Annotated in this window: 10 protein-coding genes; 4 read left to right on the plus strand and 6 right to left on the minus strand. The window is 62.4% G+C overall.

Features of this window, described 5'->3' with window-relative positions:
• Nucleotide 1: 1 nt before the first annotated feature.
• The 3 genes from LAC81_RS33470 to LAC81_RS33480 all read left to right on the plus strand — a co-directional run bounded on the left by LAC81_RS33470 (nucleotide 2) and on the right by LAC81_RS33480 (nucleotide 2,525).
• The gene (locus tag LAC81_RS33470) at nucleotides 2-568 is read left to right on the plus strand and encodes a DUF2076 domain-containing protein (protein ID WP_223728895.1); all 567 of its coding nucleotides are present in this window, start codon (nucleotides 2-4) and stop codon (nucleotides 566-568) included.
• A gap of 189 nt (nucleotides 569-757) precedes the next feature.
• Nucleotides 758-988 (plus strand): hypothetical protein, encoded by a 231-nt coding sequence (locus LAC81_RS33475; protein WP_223728896.1) that lies wholly within the window; start codon nucleotides 758-760, stop codon nucleotides 986-988.
• The gene (locus tag LAC81_RS33480; RefSeq protein WP_223730395.1) at nucleotides 966-2,525 is read left to right on the plus strand and encodes a TerC family protein; all 1,560 of its coding nucleotides are present in this window, start codon (nucleotides 966-968) and stop codon (nucleotides 2,523-2,525) included. Before LAC81_RS33475 ends, LAC81_RS33480 begins: the two co-directional genes overlap by 23 nt.
• Nucleotides 2,526-2,702: 177 nt before the next feature.
• Here LAC81_RS33480 and LAC81_RS33485 read toward each other — a convergent pair whose 3' ends face one another.
• The 3 genes from LAC81_RS33485 to LAC81_RS33495 form a co-directional block, all read right to left on the minus strand.
• Nucleotides 2,703-3,782 carry an ABC transporter substrate-binding protein gene (locus tag LAC81_RS33485; protein WP_223728897.1) on the minus strand — a complete coding sequence of 360 codons (1,080 nt, stop codon included), beginning with the start codon at nucleotides 3,780-3,782 and terminating at the stop codon, nucleotides 2,703-2,705.
• A 148-nt stretch (nucleotides 3,783-3,930) separates the two neighbouring features.
• Nucleotides 3,931-4,296, minus strand: a complete 366-nt coding sequence (locus tag LAC81_RS33490; protein ID WP_223728898.1) for a hypothetical protein — start codon at nucleotides 4,294-4,296, stop codon at nucleotides 3,931-3,933.
• A 75-nt stretch (nucleotides 4,297-4,371) separates the two neighbouring features.
• Entirely contained in the window at nucleotides 4,372-14,691 is a 10,320-nt protein-coding gene (locus tag LAC81_RS33495; RefSeq protein WP_223728899.1) for a type I secretion C-terminal target domain-containing protein, read from the minus strand.
• A 516-nt stretch (nucleotides 14,692-15,207) separates the two neighbouring features.
• Between LAC81_RS33495 and LAC81_RS33500 the strand changes: the two genes are divergently transcribed.
• Nucleotides 15,208-16,134, plus strand: coding sequence for a transglutaminase-like cysteine peptidase (locus LAC81_RS33500; protein ID WP_223728900.1), 927 nt, complete (start codon nucleotides 15,208-15,210; stop codon nucleotides 16,132-16,134).
• Nucleotides 16,135-16,212: 78 nt separating this feature from the next.
• On the opposite strand, the gene LAC81_RS33505 is transcribed toward LAC81_RS33500, so the two are convergent.
• The 3 genes from LAC81_RS33505 to LAC81_RS33515 are packed head-to-tail and all read right to left on the minus strand — an operon-like array spanning nucleotide 16,213 to nucleotide 20,276.
• A complete protein-coding gene (locus LAC81_RS33505) occupies nucleotides 16,213-16,821 on the minus strand; it encodes a ribbon-helix-helix domain-containing protein (RefSeq protein ID WP_223728901.1) in 609 nt (202 codons plus the stop codon).
• Nucleotides 16,822-16,824: 3 nt separating this feature from the next.
• Nucleotides 16,825-18,105, minus strand: coding sequence for an HlyD family type I secretion periplasmic adaptor subunit (locus tag LAC81_RS33510; protein ID WP_223728902.1), 1,281 nt, complete (start codon nucleotides 18,103-18,105; stop codon nucleotides 16,825-16,827).
• Entirely contained in the window at nucleotides 18,102-20,276 is a 2,175-nt protein-coding gene (locus LAC81_RS33515; RefSeq protein WP_223737568.1) for a type I secretion system permease/ATPase, read from the minus strand. Before LAC81_RS33515 ends, LAC81_RS33510 begins: the two co-directional genes overlap by 4 nt.
• Nucleotides 20,277-20,293: the final 17 nt, after the last annotated feature.

Raw genomic sequence — 20,293 nt, forward strand, 5'->3', positions numbered from 1 at the left:
CATGGATCGCAACGATCAGCAGGCCATTGACGGCCTGTTCTCCAAACTTGCCCAGGCGGAGCGCCAATCCGCCCCGCGCGACGCGCAAGCCGACCGCTTCATTCAGGAGCGGATCGGCCAGCAGCCGGGCGCGCCCTATTACATGGCGCAAACGATTGTCGTGCAGGAGCAGGCATTGGAGGCGGCTCAACGTCGGATTGACGAACTGGAGGCTCAGTGCACCCAGAGCCAACAGCGCGGCGGGTTCTTCTCCTCCATGTTCGGGAGCAACGCCGCCCCGCAGCGCCAGGCGCCGCAGCAGCCGGGCTATGGCAGCGCCGCACCTGGCTCGCCATGGGGTAACCAGAACCAGGCCTACGGCCAGCCGATGCAACAGCGCACCGGCGGCGGCTTCCTCGCTGGTGCCGCGCAGACCGCGATGGGCGTCGCAGGTGGCGTCCTGCTCGGCAATGCGATCGCGGGCAGGTTCGGTGGTAACGAGGCCCAGGCCGCTCAGCCCGCCGCCCCCGCCCCGGAGCCGGAAGAACCGGCTGACGACATGGACTTCGGCGGCGACGAAGACATTTGATGCCGCTTTTGGCTTCCGGGGTCTCATCCCCTTCCCCCGGAAGCCAGCCCCCTCAGAGACAACCCTCCTCATGACCCCATCTACGCCAAACCCTCGATCTAGTACCTTTCCGGAAACGATGGGCAACCATCTTCCCGGACGCGGAGAATGCGCAGTTTTCGGCCTGCTGAATGCCGAACGGTCCCTGGCATGCCCGGCACGGTGGACTATACGGGATGCCTGACGACGCCGAACCTGACCAACGTTTACCAGGTCGTATTTCGACCGCGCTGGCGCGCGGCCCAAAATCACACTGCCCTCTCGCTCGCGGCTGTTCATCAGGCGTCGGGCGAAATTTGTTTTCTCCCCTTAACAATAGAAGGATTGGCCTTGCCCTTGGGGCTGGCCTTTGAACCCAATGATGTTCGAATGGATGAATGATCCGGCCGCCTGGGCGGGTCTCGCCACCCTCATCGTTCTCGAGATCGTGCTCGGTATCGACAACCTCGTCTTCATCGCCATCCTCGCGGACAAGCTGCCTGAGCATCAACGGGAAAAGGCCCGACTGATCGGCCTCGGTCTGGCGCTTGGCATGCGCCTCATCCTTCTTGCGTCGATCGCCTGGATCGTGACGCTGACCACGCCCCTGTTCACCGTGCTCGGCTTGGAAATTTCCGGCCGGGACCTGATCCTCTTGTTCGGTGGTCTGTTCCTGTTGTTCAAGGGGACGATGGAGCTTCACGAGCGCCTTGAGGGGCATTCCGGCCACAAGGAGGGCAAGGTCGAGCATGCCGTCTTCTGGCAGGTCCTCGTGCAGATCGTCGTCCTTGACGCCGTCTTTTCGCTCGACAGCGTCATCACCGCCGTCGGCATGGTCCAGCATCTCTCCGTCATGATGATCGCGGTCATTGTCGCCGTCGGCGTGATGCTGCTCGCTTCGAAGCCGCTGATGGCCTTCGTCTCGAAGCACCCGACAGTGGTCATTCTCTGCCTCGGCTTCCTGATGATGATCGGCTTCTCGTTGATCGTCGAAGGCTTCGGTTTCCATATCCCCAAGGGCTATCTCTATGCTGCGATCGGCTTCTCGGTGTTGATCGAGGCGTTCAACCAGATCGGTCGTCGCAACCGTGAGCGCTTCATGACGACAGGCGACTTGCGCGAGCGCACGGCGAATGCCGTTCTTTCGCTGCTTGGCCGACGCAAGAGTGAGACGTCCCTGGGCGATACGGCCGATGTCATTGCAGAAAGGGCGACGGAAGACGAACTGTTCACGCCGGTCGAGCACGAGATGATCGAGAGCGTGCTGACACTTGCAGACCGGCCCGCAAAGTCGGTCATGACCCCGAGGCTCGATATCGAGTGGCTGGACATTGAGGAGAGTGACGACGAACTGCGCCGCAAGATCATCGAAACGGGGCATTCGCGTTTCCCGATCGCACGCGGCAATCTCGACGAGTTCCTCGGCGTCGCGCTGGCGAAGGACCTTTTGAGAGACCTCTTGGAAACGGGCAAGATCGATTTCGATCGATCGCTTCGCCAGCCCCTGGTCGTGCACGAGACCGTCAGCGCGCTCCGCCTGCTCGAGCAGCTGCGTCAGTCGCCGCTTCAGGTGGCGATCGTCCTTGACGAATATGGCTCGATGGAAGGCATGGTCACGCCGACAGACCTGCTCGAAGCGATCGCGGGCGATTTTGCCGACGACGGCGACGATCAGTTGACCGTCGAGCACGAAGAGGATGGCGCGCTGCTGGTTGATGGATGGATCGACATCCGGCATGTCTCGAAGCTGCTGGAGGTCGATCTCGTCGACGAGGCCGACCGCTATTCCACGCTGGCAGGGCTTATTCTTTGGCGGCTCGGGCACCTGCCGAACCAGGGCGAGAGTGTGAGCTTCGGTGGGCTATCCTACGAGGTCGTCGCGCTCGATGGTCGCAACATCGACAAGGTCAGGATCAGGGCGCTGCAAATGGCAGCTTGAGCACGAACACGCCGTCGACGCTCGAGAAAGGTCAGCGCAACGCCTGACCCTCAACGAGCGACTTCGGCGTGCCCGAAGCGCGCACGACATGGCCCCCAAACGAGAGGCGCGGCAAGCCCATGGATCGCCGCGCTTCAGACAGTTGGATGAACGGCGTTCCAGGCCCGCACCCGTGCTTTAGAAGGAGCGTGGCGCTGGATCGAGGAGTTTCACGCTTCCGGAAGTGACCTGATAGACCGCGCAGGTTCGTTCGACCGAACCATTCTTCTCGAAGCGGAAGGCGGCCGCAGCGCCGATGAAGCCGTTTGGAGAGCGCAAGCTTTCCTGCGTGATGGCGGTTTCGCCTTGGCTGCGCACGAGGCCGGCAGCAAGCGCGATTACATCGAAGCCATAGGCCGCATCTGTGCCAGCGGCCCGCTCGTACCGATCGAGATAGCGCGAGGTCATCCGCGATCCGTTTTCCGGGCCGAAGAGACAGAGATGGCTTCCCGAAAGTTCGGGGCGCTTGTAAGCGGCATTCGCCCAACCCGAGCTTCCGATGATCATCGCGTCCGGTTTCAGGTAGCCGTTGGCCTTGAGTTGCGACACCGCGCCGACATCCGGGTCTCCCGAACCGATCAAGAGTACACTATCGGTGTCCTTCAACTTGGTCTTGGAGGCTGCGTCGCCGGTGAATGCTGGGGTTCCCGTTACGGCAACCAGTATGGGCTTGATGCCATAACCGGCGAGCCCGCGATCAAGCCTTTGCCGCTCGGCGGCGGAAATATCGCTCGGCAAGAGCACAATGAGCCGCTTGCGCCCGGACGCCACCGCATAGGATGCCCCCTCGACCGCACTATCGATACGGTCGGACACGAAGGCGTAGGTGCCCGGTGGCCGTTCGGCGCCGTTGCCGCGCATGACCAGAAGCGGTGCGCGGGAAGAGCCGAGCCCTTGCCGCACGCTGCTGACCGGCACATCGGCGACCGAAAGAGCGACGAGCGCGACGTTCTGGTCCGCAAGCCGCTTCGCCGCCTCCTGGATCTGTTGTGGCGAACCGTCGGTGTTTTCGACCAGCAGCGAGAGTTGGCCGCCACCCACTTCCTCGATCGCGAGCGAGGCGCCGTCGCGGATGTCGCGTTCGCGTACCGTTTCCCCTGACGGCGCCATCAATGCCGTGATCAGCGCGATCCGTGTAGCGCCATTGCCGAAGGTTTCCTGCGGCTTCGCCGCATGTTCGGCCGCGCGTCGTGCGTGCCTCGCCTGCGGCGATTCCACGTCGAGCACGTCCTGGGGTGTGGGCGCGCCCTGACAGCCTGCAAGTGTGCCAAGCGCGAGCACGCCAACGACTAGCCACCGCCGACAGGACGACGCCCGCCTGGTCGGTGAAACCACAGCGTGGAACATGACGATCAAACCGCCAGCCTCAATTCATGTAATTCCGCATCTTGGTGTAGAAGCAATCGCACTTGGAGATGTAGTCCTCGTCGCGCCAGTTGGATTGCAGGTAGCCATAGGCCTTGCCGCAAGCAACCTTGGTCTCGGATGCCCAGACGAATGTCGGCCGGGTCGACGATATCCAGTGCGGGTCATCGGCGACCGCGATCGCCTCGTCCATGCGCGATACGACCTCCTTGGTCAGGGTCGAGACGTCCTGGTCAACGGTGAGCGAGGATTGGCTGGCTTCTGCGCACTGCCGCGCGGGTGGCGCATAATCGACGATGAGATCGGCCGCGAAACCTGAAACGGGTATCAGAGCGACCATCGCCCCCACCAGCATGCTTCTGATCATGAAAACATTCCCCCTGGAAAATGCGGTTCCCGGATGATTACCGAGAACCGCTGAACTGTCGAGATCGATAAGATGCTAATGAACATCTTGTGGCGTTTTCGTCCCATTTTCGTTGAACAGGACCTTCACCACATCGGACGAGACCTGGAAGTTCTCCAGAACGGCGACCGTATGCCAGGTGCCGCCGCCGGCGCTGCCGTCCGTGTCCACCTGCAGGTTGGCATTGCCGCCACCTGCGTCCTGAACGCGTACGAAGTTGTCTTGCAAGGCAGTTCCCGACGGCAGGTTGCCCAGGAGAGCCGTCAGATCGACGCTATCGCCTTCGGCGTACTTGTAATCCGTGATGACGTCATCGATGCCCGGGAGCAAGGAGTCCGAGTCGATCACGAAGGTGTCAGCGCCGGCACCACCGGTCATGTGGTCGGAGCCGGAGCCGCCATTGAGGAGATCGTTGCCGACACCGCCGTAGAGCGTGTCGTCGCCAGTCCCCCCATAGAGCGTATCGGCACCATTGCCCCCATAGAGCGTATCGTCGCCGATGCCGCCGAAAAGCAGATCGTCGCCGTCATTGCCGTAGAGCGTGTCATTGCCCGCACCGCCCATGAGAACGTCGTTGCTGCTGCTGCCGTTGAGGGTGTCGTTGAAATCCGAGCCCTTAACGCCTTCCATGTTCTTGTAGGTCTCGTTACCCAGGCCGACGCTCGTGAGGTTCACGAACGCGTCGGAGCTGCTTTGGACCAGCGTAAACGTGACCGGCCCCGTTGCATCGGACAGATCGAGCAGATCGACGCCGGCGCCACCGTCGATCTTATCGTTCCCGGTACTCGCATAGATGACGTCATTGCCGTTACCGCCGTTGAGAGTGTCGTTGCCGACACCGCCATAAATGACGTCGTCCTGTGCACTTCCGGTGATCGTGTTGTCCGTTGTGGTGTGCCCATCGGACACGAATGTGAGCGTGGAAGAATTCGACAGGTCACCATCCTGATCACGTCCCACAATACCGAACGTCAACGTCAGATCCGTGGCGGCCACTGTCTCCGTGTAGCTTACGGTTTTGAATGCAAGGTCGATATCGTTTGCTGAACCGGCTTGGTTTAGTCCCAATACTTCCACATAGTTGAATTTGAACCCAACGGCGCTTTGGGGTATTGTTACGCTTGTCTGCCCAGATGCAACTTGTACATCAATTTCCTTTTCGGATCCAAGTCCATCTCTAACAGTAAATCGAAGAACGCCCGGATTTGATACTTTGCCAAGTTGCAATGATATGGTGGAAACGAAATTGTCAAATTGTATTTTGAAGCTTTCTCCCACGGTAAACGCGGTATTTCCGACGCCGAATTCATTTCCTCCGGTCTGGGAGGTGGTTCCATTAAATACAGGCTGACCGTTGTTGTTGTTTATTACTGTGAATTTTGCGAACCCAAAATCGTAACTATAACTTGGGCTGTTCTTAAACTGATTGGCAGCCTCAATGGTTACCGGCGTCCCTGGACGTTCTTTCAGTTGCTCTAGCTGATACGTCCCGTCGGCGTTCGTCGTAAGACGGTACACGTCGTTACCCAGGTTATCCTTGACCAACACCTGGCCGGTTCCCGTACCAGATGCGCTCCAGCCCGACGGCAGGCCGTTGACGCTGTCGATCTTGTAGATCGCGATGCCGTCTGCGCCGGGCGTCGCATTGATGACACCTTCGAGGGCGCCGACTCCATTGGCCATATAGGCATTGCTGATGGACTGAATGCTCGGAACGTCGTCGTTGAAGTTGACCGTCAGCGTGCCGTTGGCAACCGAGCTGTCGGCGTCCGTCACGGTGTAGCCGAGGCCGACCGAGACGGTGTCCTCGCCGTTCGGACCGGCCGTATGCAGCACATTGTCCTTCAGTTCGACCGTATAGGCACCCGTTGCCGCATTCGTCACGGTCACCGTGAACAGAACACCGCGCGGACCCGTCGCCGTCAGGATGTTGCCGCTCCAGCTGTAGTTGACCGTCTCCTGGCCGACCGTGCCGCTCGTGCCATGCAGACCGGCAAACGAGAAGCCGTTCGCGCCTGCGCCGTCCAGACCGACGCTGCCGCCGAGCGTGCCCGAGAAGCTCGCCGCAGCGGCATCCGGGGCCGGGTTGGCGCCGGCAAGACCGTCATCGTCGACATTCGCAGACGCCACACCGCCCGTCGGCTTGTTGGCATCCGTCACCGAGAAGCCGAAGTTTGCCGTCGACGTGTCACCGTCGCCGTCCGTCACCGTGTAGTTGCCGGTGACCGGAACAGATGCGCCGACCGTCGCAGCATCCGCCTTGAACTCGTAGCTGCCGTCCGCCTTCACCCGGATCTCGCCTGCACCGACGTCGATCCATCCAGACCAGCCGCTGACCGCGTCGAACGCACCGACAGCAGCTCCATTGATCTGCGTCAGCGTTGCACCATCCGCACCAGCCGCAAAGTCGAACGAACCGGCAATCGTCGTGCCTTCAGCAACAGACCCGCCGGCTTCGTTCGAAGCCAAAGGCGCATCGTCGTTGAAGTTGACCGTCAGCGTGCCGTTGGCAACCGAGCTGTCGGCGTCCGTCACGGTGTAGCCGAGGCCGACCGAGACGGTGTCCTCGCCGTTCGGACCGGCCGTATGCAGCACATTGTCCTTCAGTTCGACCGTATAGGCACCCGTCGCCGCATTCGTCACGGTCACCGTGAACAGAACGCCGCGCGGACCCGTCGCCGTCAGGATGTTGCCGCTCCAGCTGTAGTTGACCGTCTCCTGGCCGACCGTGCCGCTCGTGCCATGCAGACCGGCAAACGAGAAGCCGTTCGCACCCGCGCCGTCCAGACCGACGCTGCCGCCGAGCGTGCCCGAGAAGCTCGCCGCAGCGGCATCCGGGGCCGGGTTGGCGCCGGCAAGACCGTCATCGTCGACATTCGCAGACGCCACACCGCCCGTCGGCTTGTTGGCATCCGTCACCGAGAAGCCGAAGTTTGCCGTCGACGTGTCACCGTCGCCGTCCGTCACCGTGTAGTTGCCGGTGACCGGAACAGATGCGCCGACCGTCGCAGCATCCGCCTTGAACTCGTAGCTGCCGTCCGCCTTCACCCGGATCTCGCCTGCACCGACGTCGATCCATCCAGACCAGCCGCTGACCGCGTCGAACGCACCGACAGCAGCTCCATTGATCTGCGTCAGCGTTGCACCATCCGCACCAGCCGCAAAGTCGAACGAACCGGCAATCGTCGTGCCTTCAGCAACAGACCCGCCGGCTTCGTTCGAAGCCAAAGGCGCATCGTCGTTGAAGTTGACCGTCAGCGTGCCGTTGGCAACCGAGCTGTCGGCGTCCGTCACGGTGTAGCCGAGGCCGACCGAGACGGTGTCCTCGCCGTTCGGACCGGCCGTATGCAGCACATTGTCCTTCAGTTCGACCGTATAGGCACCCGTCGCCGCATTCGTCACGGTCACCGTGAACAGAACGCCGCGCGGACCCGTCGCCGTCAGGATGTTGCCGCTCCAGCTGTAGTTGACCGTCTCCTGGCCGACCGTGCCGCTCGTGCCATGCAGACCGGCAAACGAGAAGCCGTTCGCACCCGCGCCGTCCAGACCGACGCTGCCGCCGAGCGTGCCCGAGAAGCTCGCCGCAGCGGCATCCGGGGCCGGGTTGGCGCCGGCAAGACCGTCATCGTCGACATTCGCAGACGCCACACCGCCCGTCGGCTTGTTGGCATCCGTCACCGAGAAGCCGAAGTTTGCCGTCGACGTGTCACCGTCGCCGTCCGTCACCGTGTAGTTGCCGGTGACCGGAACAGATGCGCCGACCGTCGCAGCATCCGCCTTGAACTCGTAGCTGCCGTCCGCCTTCACCCGGATCTCGCCTGCACCGACGTCGATCCATCCAGACCAGCCGCTGACCGCGTCGAACGCACCGACAGCAGCTCCATTGATCTGCGTCAGCGTTGCACCATCCGCACCAGCCGCAAAGTCGAACGAACCGGCAATCGTCGTGCCTTCAGCAACAGACCCGCCGGCTTCGTTCGAAGCCAAAGGCGCATCGTCGTTGAAGTTGACCGTCAGCGTGCCGTTGGCAACCGAGCTGTCGGCGTCCGTCACGGTGTAGCCGAGGCCGACCGAGACGGTGTCCTCGCCGTTCGGACCGGCCGTATGCAGCACATTGTCCTTCAGTTCGACCGTATAGGCACCCGTCGCCGCATTCGTCACGGTCACCGTGAACAGAACGCCGCGCGGACCCGTCGCCGTCAGGATGTTGCCGCTCCAGCTGTAGTTGACCGTCTCCTGGCCGACCGTGCCGCTCGTGCCATGCAGACCGGCAAACGAGAAGCCGTTCGCACCCGCGCCGTCCAGACCGACGCTGCCGCCGAGCGTGCCCGAGAAGCTCGCCGCAGCGGCATCCGGGGCCGGGTTGGCGCCGGCAAGACCGTCATCGTCGACATTCGCAGACGCCACACCGCCCGTCGGCTTGTTGGCATCCGTCACCGAGAAGCCGAAGTTTGCCGTCGACGTGTCACCGTCGCCGTCCGTCACCGTGTAGTTGCCGGTGACCGGAACAGATGCGCCGACCGTCGCAGCATCCGCCTTGAACTCGTAGCTGCCGTCCGCCTTCACCCGGATCTCGCCTGCACCGACGTCGATCCATCCAGACCAGCCGCTGACCGCGTCGAACGCACCGACAGCAGCTCCATTGATCTGCGTCAGCGTTGCACCATCCGCACCAGCCGCAAAGTCGAACGAACCGGCAATCGTCGTGCCTTCAGCAACAGACCCGCCGGCTTCGTTCGAAGCCAAAGGCGCATCGTCGTTGAAGTTGACCGTCAGCGTGCCGTTGGCAACCGAGCTGTCGGCGTCCGTCACGGTGTAGCCGAGGCCGACCGAGACGGTGTCCTCGCCGTTCGGACCGGCCGTATGCAGCACATTGTCCTTCAGTTCGACCGTATAGGCACCCGTCGCCGCATTCGTCACGGTCACCGTGAACAGAACGCCGCGCGGACCCGTCGCCGTCAGGATGTTGCCGCTCCAGCTGTAGTTGACCGTCTCCTGGCCGACCGTGCCGCTCGTGCCATGCAGACCGGCAAACGAGAAGCCGTTCGCACCCGCGCCGTCCAGACCGACGCTGCCGCCGAGCGTGCCCGAGAAGCTCGCCGCAGCGGCATCCGGGGCCGGGTTGGCGCCGGCAAGACCGTCATCGTCGACATTCGCAGACGCCACACCGCCCGTCGGCTTGTTGGCATCCGTCACCGAGAAGCCGAAGTTTGCCGTCGACGTGTCACCGTCGCCGTCCGTCACCGTGTAGTTGCCGGTGACCGGAACAGATGCGCCGACCGTCGCAGCATCCGCCTTGAACTCGTAGCTGCCGTCCGCCTTCACCCGGATCTCGCCTGCACCGACGTCGATCCATCCAGACCAGCCGCTGACCGCGTCGAACGCACCGACAGCAGCTCCATTGATCTGCGTCAGCGTTGCACCATCCGCACCAGCCGCAAAGTCGAACGAACCGGCAATCGTCGTGCCTTCAGCAACAGACCCGCCGGCTTCGTTCGAAGCCAAAGGCGCATCGTCGTTGAAGTTGACCGTCAGCGTGCCGTTGGCAACCGAGCTGTCGGCGTCCGTCACGGTGTAGCCGAGGCCGACCGAGACGGTGTCCTCGCCGTTCGGACCGGCCGTATGCAGCACATTGTCCTTCAGTTCGACCGTATAGGCACCCGTCGCCGCATTCGTCACGGTCACCGTGAACAGAACGCCGCGCGGACCCGTCGCCGTCAGGATGTTGCCGCTCCAGCTGTAGTTGACCGTCTCCTGGCCGACCGTGCCGCTCGTGCCATGCAGACCGGCAAACGAGAAGCCGTTCGCACCCGCGCCGTCCAGACCGACGCTGCCGCCGAGCGTGCCCGAGAAGCTCGCCGCAGCGGCATCCGGGGCCGGGTTGGCGCCGGCAAGACCGTCATCGTCGACATTCGCAGACGCCACACCGCCCGTCGGCTTGTTGGCATCCGTCACCGAGAAGCCGAAGTTTGCCGTCGACGTGTCACCGTCGCCGTCCGTCACCGTGTAGTTGCCGGTGACCGGAACAGATGCGCCGACCGTCGCAGCATCCGCCTTGAACTCGTAGCTGCCGTCCGCCTTCACCCGGATCTCGCCTGCACCGACGTCGATCCATCCAGACCAGCCGCTGACCGCGTCGAACGCACCGACAGCAGCTCCATTGATCTGCGTCAGCGTTGCACCATCCGCACCAGCCGCAAAGTCGAACGAACCGGCAATCGTCGTGCCTTCAGCAACAGACCCGCCGGCTTCGTTCGAAGCCAAAGGCGCATCGTCGTTGAAGTTGACCGTCAGCGTGCCGTTGGCAACCGAGCTGTCGGCGTCCGTCACGGTGTAGCCGAGGCCGACCGAGACGGTGTCCTCGCCGTTCGGACCGGCCGTATGCAGCACATTGTCCTTCAGTTCGACCGTATAGGCACCCGTCGCCGCATTCGTCACGGTCACCGTGAACAGAACGCCGCGCGGACCCGTCGCCGTCAGGATGTTGCCGCTCCAGCTGTAGTTGACCGTCTCCTGGCCGACCGTGCCGCTCGTGCCATGCAGACCGGCAAACGAGAAGCCGTTCGCACCCGCGCCGTCCAGACCGACGCTGCCGCCGAGCGTGCCCGAGAAGCTCGCCGCAGCGGCATCCGGGGCCGGGTTGGCGCCGGCAAGACCGTCATCGTCGACATTCGCAGACGCCACACCGCCCGTCGGCTTGTTGGCATCCGTCACCGAGAAGCCGAAGTTTGCCGTCGACGTGTCACCGTCGCCGTCCGTCACCGTGTAGTTGCCGGTGACCGGAACAGATGCGCCGACCGTCGCAGCATCCGCCTTGAACTCGTAGCTGCCGTCCGCCTTCACCCGGATCTCGCCTGCACCGACGTCGATCCATCCAGACCAGCCGCTGACCGCGTCGAACGCACCGACAGCAGCTCCATTGATCTGCGTCAGCGTTGCACCATCCGCACCAGCCGCAAAGTCGAACGAACCGGCAATCGTCGTGCCTTCAGCAACAGACCCGCCGGCTTCGTTCGAAGCCAAAGGCGCATCGTCGTTGAAGTTGACCGTCAGCGTGCCGTTGGCAACCGAGCTGTCGGCGTCCGTCACGGTGTAGCCGAGGCCGACCGAGACGGTGTCCTCGCCGTTCGGACCGGCCGTATGCAGCACATTGTCCTTCAGTTCGACCGTATAGGCACCCGTCGCCGCATTCGTCACGGTCACCGTGAACAGAACGCCGCGCGGACCCGTCGCCGTCAGGATGTTGCCGCTCCAGCTGTAGTTGACCGTCTCCTGGCCGACCGTGCCGCTCGTGCCATGCAGACCGGCAAACGAGAAGCCGTTCGCACCCGCGCCGTCCAGACCGACGCTGCCGCCGAGCGTGCCCGAGAAGCTCGCCGCAGCGGCATCCGGGGCCGGGTTGGCGCCGGCAAGACCGTCATCGTCGACATTCGCAGACGCCACACCGCCCGTCGGCTTGTTGGCATCCGTCACCGAGAAGCCGAAGTTTGCCGTCGACGTGTCACCGTCGCCGTCCGTCACCGTGTAGTTGCCGGTGACCGGAACAGATGCGCCGACCGTCGCAGCATCCGCCTTGAACTCGTAGCTGCCGTCCGCCTTCACCCGGATCTCGCCTGCACCGACGTCGATCCATCCAGACCAGCCGCTGACCGCGTCGAACGCACCGACAGCAGCTCCATTGATCTGCGTCAGCGTTGCACCATCCGCACCAGCTGCAAAGTCGAACGAACCGGCAATCGTCGTGCCTTCAGCAACAGACCCGCCGGCTTCGTTCGAAGCCAAAGGAACGTCGTCCGAGACCGAGACGTTGACCGTGCCCTCGGCCGTGTCGCCGTCCGTGTCGGAGGCGATCACCTTGACCGCGCCGAGGCTCGCAAGGTCGTCGGCGTCGATGCCGGGATGGCTGGCGTAATTGTCGTTCAGCGTCGCCGTTACCGTCGCGCTGTCGCCGCTGCGCACCAGGTCGAGGGTCACGATCGCAACACCACCGGCACGGCCGACGATCTGCGTGTCGGAGACGCGTTCCCAGGTCAGCGAACCCGTCAGGCCGCTGGTGTCGCCGAAGGCGATCTTGGCGATCGCGTCCGAGCCCGCATTAAAGCCGATCGTGCCGGCGCTCGTCGTCGAGCCCGGGGTCGAGCCGTCGGCAAGGTTCTGGTCGTCGAGCGTCAACGAGGCCGAGGCGGATGCCGGATCTACCGTCGGGCCGGCGCCGTCGGTCACCGTGATCGTCTGGCTGTCGCTCGTTGTGTCACCATCGGCGTCCGTCGCCGACAGCGAGAAGGTGACGTTGACGCCAGCCGGATTGTTGAGGTTGCTGGCCGCGTCGAATGACCAGGTCTTGTCGGAATTGACCGTCAGCGTGCCTTCGGCAAGCTTGAAGACTACAGACTGACCCGCCGTCAGTGTCAGGATCTGCGTCGTGTTGCCGACCGTGACGTTCACCGTGCTGACGCCGTCGGCACCCGCCGTCAGCGTCCAGTTGCCGGCAAGCGACTGACCTTCGACTACATTCGAAGTCTCCGGATCCGTGATGCCGATCACCGGCATATCGTCGGAGACCGATACGTTGACCGTGCCCTGGGCCGTGTCGCCATCCGTGTCGGAAGCGATCACCTTGACCGCGCCGAGGCTCGCAAGGTCGTCGGCGTCGATGCCGGGATGGCTGGCGTAATTGTCGTTCAGCGTCGCCGTCACCGTCGCGCTGTCGCCGCTGCGCACCAGGTCGAGGGTCACGATCGCAACACCACCGGCACGGCCGACGATCTGCGTGTCGGAGACGCGTTCCCAGGTCAGCGAACCCGTCAGGCCGCTGGTGTCGCCGAAGGCGATCTTGGCGATCGCGTCCGAGCCCGCATTAAAGCCGATCGTGCCGGCGCTCGTCGTCGAGCCCGGGGTCGAGCCGTCGGCAAGGTTCTGGTCGTCGAGCGTCAACGAGGCCGAGGCGGATGCCGGATCTACCGTCGGGCCGGCGCCGTCGGTCACCGTGATCGTCTGGCTGTCGCTCGTTGTGTCACCATCGGCGTCCGTCGCCGACAGCGAGAAGGTGACGTTGACGCCAGCCGGATTGTTGAGGTTGCTGGCCGCGTCGAATGACCAGGTCTTGTCGGAATTGACCGTCAGCGTGCCTTCGGCAAGCTTGAAGACTACAGACTGACCCGCCGTCAGTGTCAGGATCTGCGTCGTGTTGCCGACCGTGACGTTCACCGTGCTGACGCCGTCGGCACCCGCCGTCAGCGTCCAGTTGCCGGCAAGCGACTGACCTTCGACTACATTCGAAGTCTCCGGATCCGTGATGCCGATCACCGGCACGTCGTCGACGACATCGATGCGCAGCGTCGCCGCACCGGTTGCGCCATCACTGTCCGTGACGGTCAGATTGAAAACATCGCGGTCCTGTTCGACGTTCGTGCCGACACCGGGCCCGGAAACTGGGCTGGTCAGCTCGTAGGTATATTGCGCCACGCCGGTGACCGGATCATAGGCAGTGATGGTCAGCACGCCGAACAGGCCGGCGACCGACTGGCCGACGAGGCCGCCGATTGCGAAAGTCTGGCCATTGATCGTCAGGCTGGAGACATCGCCGAGGCCATCCGGGTCAGAAATCGTAAAGAAGCCGTTGACCGAGGCGCTGCCATCGCCGGCGCGCGATCCGCCCGCGAGACCGGCTTCATCGACCTGCCGATCGCTCACAATGATGCCGCTCGGGTCGCTGCTGCCACCATCAGGGGTGATCGACGGATTGTCATTCGGATCGAGCGTGAAAGGTAGAAGCTCGGTCGCCTCAAGTGTCGGAAAATCCAGCGACGTCGGCGGCAGCAGATCGATGACCGGGCCGGCCTGACCGATATCGCCATTCTCGTCAGAGAAGCCGCCGCCGCTGCTCTGGTTCGACACCACGCTGATGCTGCCGTCCGGACCTGCTGCGACGTTGATGCCGTTTTCGCCGAGCACGGCAACCAGGGTTTCCCGCGGAATTTCGGCGTCGCCAATGACGAAGGTCGGAACCTTCAATGCGGCGTTGTGAATAGTGATCGTCGAGCCGTCCGGCTGCTCCAAAACGATATCGGTACCGACGACCTTGATCTTCTCGATCGACGCGCCCGCGGGCAAATGCACCACGTTAGAGGCGTCCGCGGTGACCGTCGCCGGCATTGGTGGCGTCTGAGGTGCGGTCTCGGCGCTTTTCACCGGCGCTCCGGTTGCCGGGTCGACGAGCTGAGGTTCTCCCTCCGCTCCAGTCGCTGCCTGTGCCACCAATCGGTCAGCCTTGCCATCCGGCGCGTTGCGGAACTCGATTGCCTCTGCCTGCGTAGCGGCGGCTTCGTTGGAAATTGCGGTGCCTTCGGTTGCCATAGAAATACCCCTCGACCTTTGCGGGCAAGAAAACACCAAGCTTTTTGGATCGCAATCGGCCCCAGACAGATAAGCGAAAAACAGCATACTATGTTATGCCAATACCCAAAATTGGTGAGCTTAGTACAATTTTAGTATTTCTGGTCGTCGGTCCCTAACCATGCGTCGTGTGGGCCGATGGCGACTCGGCAAGGTGCCCCCGAAATCGCGCTCCAACACCTCAGTCATCCGTTGGAGTTCGGGCGCGCGTTCATATCGTTGCAGGTAGCCAAGGAGAGATCGGCGAAACAAACGGGCGTGATCAGCAACCGCCGCGACAGGCCGGCAATGACGATGTCGCCGGTGTACTTGCAAGCCCTGCCGACGACCTGATCCAAAAGAATACATAAGTATAGAATTTGAATAAAATTTTATGCAAAACGTATTGGTGCGAGACATACTAAATAATACATGCCGCTTTACCAGCGTTTTTCTTTTCGTTCGTACAGTGTCCTCACGAAACCGAGAGACACGGCAATGAACAAGAAAAGCTGGCAGCACTGCGGAAAATACCTGAAGACTTCGGCTTTCGCGTTCGGCCTGGTGGCGCTGTCTGCGACGTCATCCGTTCAGGCGGGCCAGTCCGGTATGCTGCACCCCGGTCTCTTCCAGCAGATGCTGAGCATGGCCAGCCCTTTGGCTGCCATCGCCACCGAGACGCTCAATACCTTGTCGAAGGAAGCTTCCGAGGCGTTGAAGAGCCAGCAGGTCCAGAAGGTGGCGGTGGCTGCGCGCCCAGGCATCAGCAGTCAGGCACCCGTTGCATCGGAGCCCACCGCCGTGTTCCATTCGGTCGCCTTCCGCGTTTCTTCCATCCCTGTGGCCCGCAAATGGAAGACCGTCTATCCAGCGGTCGTAGCAGCGGATTTCAACCACTGTGCGCAGGAGAGCGGCTGCGCCGCCCGCGGCATTCTCGGCAAGGCGATCGAAAAAGCCAAGGAACTCGCATTCCGCCAGAAGATCAGCGGTATCAACCGCACTGTGAACCGAATTGTGCGCTACGTACCGGACGCTGAAAACTACGGTGCGAAGGACTACTGGGCAACGCCGGATGAGATTCTGGCCCGCGGCAAGGGTGACTGCGAAGACTATGCCATCCTGAAGATGGCTGCCCTGAAAGCCGCCGGGTTGCCGTCTGAGGCCATGTCGATCGTGGTGCTTCGCGATGTCCGGCGCAACCTCTATCACGCCGTACTCGCCATCACGACGAGCCAGGGACACTTCATCCTCGACAACCTAAGTGACGAGGTGAAGCTCGATCGTGCGCTTCCGAGCTATCAGCCGCTGTTTTCGGTGAGCGCCGATCGCTCGTGGATCCATGGCATCAAGACCACCGACGACAAGGTCGCGTCTGCCGCACCTCTTGCAGACGTCATGCCCGGTGAAGGCATTGCCATCCGCTAAAGGTCGTCCCTAAACGTCGACGGCTTCACTCTCCATCAACGCTTCAGCCGTTCTCGCGACAGGCTGCCCACCGAACGCTCAGGCCAGGATAAAGCCGATGATCACGTCCTGGTCGGCGAGCGGAGCCAATGCAGCATTGAGCTTGCCGCGCGTCACCTGCCCCTGAACGCCGATCGTGAAGCCCGCGGGCTGCGGCTCACCCGGAGCTGCCTTCAGGCGGCGGACAAGGTCGACGAATTGAACATCGAATGACAGCCTCAGACCACGTGCTGGCTGCGGTTGTTGCGATCGCAGTACCCGGGACTGGACGTAGGCGAGGAACGCGGGGTTGAAGGCGACGATGGTCTTGTTTCCAGTGAGCGCAAAGGCAGGCGTCGGACTGGCGCGAACCTGACCGGCGACGACAGATAGGTTGCTGCGTTGCCTGGCGAGCTTAAGCTCATCGTGCATGTAGCGCGTGGCGATATAGCGCAAGCGCGCCGTGAGGTTGCCCTCGCCTTCGAGGTCCCTTTCACAGGCGCCAACGATGTCTGCAAGTCTTCGTCCTTGGCGCGCAGCGAGTTCGCCGAGGCACTGCCAATAGATTTCCTCGAGCTTGATCCCGCGGCGCTGACCGTCGACGGTGACGACGCGGAACCGCAGCGCGCTCAGGTCCTCATCGGACAGTGGAGCCTGCGTTTCGTTCATCCATCAGCGCTCCCGCAGAGCTTCCTCACGCGCCTTGTTGATCGGCTTCATCAGGTAGGCAAGGATCGTCTTTTTGCCTGTCATGATATCCACCGACGCGATCATGCCCGGCATGATCGCGTATTCGCGTCCGTCTTTCACCAGTGCAGCCGTGTCGGTCTTAACGCGCACGAGATAGTAGGTCTCACCATTGTTCTGGTCGACGAGGCTGTCGGCGCTGACGGTTTCGACGATCCCGCCGAGGCCGCCATAGATCGAGAAGTCATAGGCAGAGACCTTGATCAACGCAGGCTGGCCCGTGCGCACGAAGGCGACGTCGCGCGGTGAAAGCCGAGCCTCCACCAGCAGCGTTTCCGATGTCGGTACGACGCCGCCGATCACCGCGCCGGGCGTCACATAGGCGCCGACCGTGTTGACATCCAACGTGTTGATGATGCCATCGACCGGCGAACGAATATCGGTGTTTGCGACGCGACTGCTCGCCCCGCGGATCGTTTCCTCGATTACGGAAAGCTGTGAAAGCGCCTCGGTCTTTTCCGCCAGCGCTTCCTGCTTCAGCTGCAGGGAAAGTTCAGTTACCTGAAGCGATGCCTCCTTGAGCGCGGCTTCCAGCTTGCCGACCGATTCCTTCCAGAGCGCGAGTTGCCCACGCGTGTCGGTCAATTCCTTCTCAACCCGCAGCAGCTCCGTCTGAGCGATGAGCTTGCGCTTGGCCATCGGCTCGATGAGCCCCTGTTCGCGCTCGGTGACCTGCAGGCTTTCGGTCAGCCGGGTGATGTTGGCTTGCGCTTCCGCCAGTTCCTTCTGGCGCTGGCCCTCGCGGGCCTGCATGACCGACAGCTTATTGTTGAAGTTTCCGGCCTTCGCCTGAAGCAGTTGCTCCTCGTTCGCACAGATCGCCGGCGCGGCCTTTGCGATATCCTCGGGGCAGTTGTACTTGGCGTCGTAGGCTCCGCTTTCCTCGAGTTCCAGCCGCGCGATCTGTGCACGCAGCGACCGCGCCTTGGCTTCTAGTTCGCCAAGCGAAGAGCCGCTCGCTGTGTCGTCCAGCCGCAGGATCAGATCGCCGCGACGGACGACCTGCCCGGGTTGCACTGCAATCTCCCGCACGATGCCAGGTTCACTCGACTGGATGATCTGCGTCTTGGAGACCGGAATGACCTTGCCTTCGCCGCGGGCGATTTCGTCGACCTCGGCGATCGCAGCCCAGGCAACAAAACAGCTGATCAGCAAGCCGATGACAAGCAGTCCGGCGCGCGCGGCAAGCGGCGGTTTCTCTGTCATACCGCCCCCTCCGCCGGCCCAGTGGGACCGGAGCGTCTTTGCAGCTGTTCGATGACTGCAGCTTTTGGGCCATCGGCGACGAGGCGTCCCCGGTCGAGGACAAGCAACCGATCGACGAGGCTCAGCATGCTGTGGCGATGTGTGGAGATCAGAAGCGTCACGTCGCTGCTGAAGACGTTGGAGAGCTTGTTGATCAGCTCGCGCTCACTGGCAAGGTCCATCGCCCCCGAAGGCTCATCGAGGAAGACGACCTTCGGCTTGCGCAACAACAGTCGGGCAATGGCGACCGCCTGGCGTTGCCCACCCGAGAGTTGCGAGCCCCGTTCACCGACCGGCATGTCATAGCCGCGCGGATGATGTGACACGAAATCGTCCACGCCGGCGAGCCGTGCTGCCGCAACCACCTCTTCATCGCTGGCGGTTGGGTTCGCCATCAGCAGGTTTTCCTTGATCGTGCCGGAAAACAGATCCGAATTCTGCGACACGAAGGAGACCGCCGAGCGAACGACGGAGGGATGCAACTGCCGGATATCGACGCCGTCGAGCAAGATACGACCGGCACTGGGCGCATAGAGACCTGCGAGAAGCCGGCCGAGCGTGGTCTTGCCCGAACCGATGCGCCCGATGATGCCAACGCGTTCGCCGGCCCTTATCGTCACGTTCATGCCGTTGACCACTTTGTAGTCGGTCCCCGGATAGGCAAAGTCGAGGTTGGTGAACGTGATGCTGCCGTTGCGGATTTCGCGGTTGACGAAGCCGATGGTGTCCGGCCGGTCCTCAGGCTGCTCCATTACCGCATTCAAAATGCGCAGCGCCAAGATTGCCTGACGCAGCCGGGCAAGCGTCATTGCGATCTGGCCGAGCGGCGCGACGGCGCGGCCGGCCAGCATGCTGGCCGCGATGATTGCGCCAGACGAGATCTTGCCTTCGGTGAATTCGTAGGCGCCGGCGACGACAATGCAGACCGTCACCAATTGCTGCACGAACTGCGTCGCGTGCGAGGCCCAGGAAGAGATTTCCTTGATCTGCTCGGACGTGTTGGAGGAGTGCTTGGCCAATTCGTTCCAGCGACGCAGAAGCTGCTTTTCCGAATGCAGCGTCTTTACCGTCTCGATCGCGCTGATCGTCTCTACAAGCAGCGCTTGACGCTGGGCAGATTCGTTCGATGCCGCGGCAACCCGGTTGCCGATCTTGTACTGCGCGACATAGCCGATCATGACGCTCAAAAGGAATGCGATCGCCGGGATGAGCGCGATCCAGCCCGCAACCGCATAGACGGCCGCGATGAAAACGAAGACGAAAAGGCTGTCGATGAGGGTGCTGAGCGTATTCGATGTGAAGAATTCGCGAACGAATTCATACTGCATCGCCCTGTTGGCGTATTCCCCCGTAGACGGTGGCCGCGATGCCATCGTCGCATGCAGGATTTTCTCGAACAGCATGTAGGAAAGCTTCAAGTCGGCCTTCCGTCCGGCAAAGTCGATCAGCGCGGCACGAACCGTCTTCAGCAGGAAGTCGAACAGGATGGCGGTACTGATGCCGAGCGCCAGGACCCAGAGCGTCGCAATCGCCTTGTTCGGAAGAATCCGGTCATAGACATTCATCGTGAAGAGTGGCGCCGCCAGTGCCAGCACGTTGATGAAAAAGGCCGCGATCGCTACTTGCACATAGGCTTGCCAGAAAGGCTTCACCGTGGCTGTCAGCCAATGCCGGCGGTCAATGTTGCGCGCCTCACCGACGCCGCGGCCGGACGCCGTATTGAGATAGGTTGCCGAGAAGGAGATAGCATAGGCAAGGCCGCCGAGCTGCAGCTCCGACAGTTTCACCGCCGCTTCTCCAGGTGCAGCGGCCCTGTTCGAAAGGCTCAAAGTGCCGTCCGGCGCCTCTTCCAGAAGTGCCATGGCGCTGCCGTCGCGAAAGACGAGCAGCAGCGGGTACACGAAATCACGATTGCCGATCGCGCGTCCGGAAACGGCTTCCGTTTCCAGGCCGACCCGCTCTGCGATACGAGAGACGTCTTCGGCGCTCGGCGACCGAGGGTCGAAAGGCACGTCAGAATACAGCACGCTGTCCGACGAGGGACGATTCAAGAAGATACAGATCTCCTTGAACGCCTCGGAAAAGCCGGTCAGAGACGGGCCTATCTGCACATGCCTGTCAATGCTTTGCACTACCACAGATTGTGTCC

The organism is Ensifer adhaerens, from assembly GCF_020035535.1.
Taxonomy (GTDB): Bacteria; Pseudomonadota; Alphaproteobacteria; order Rhizobiales; family Rhizobiaceae; genus Ensifer.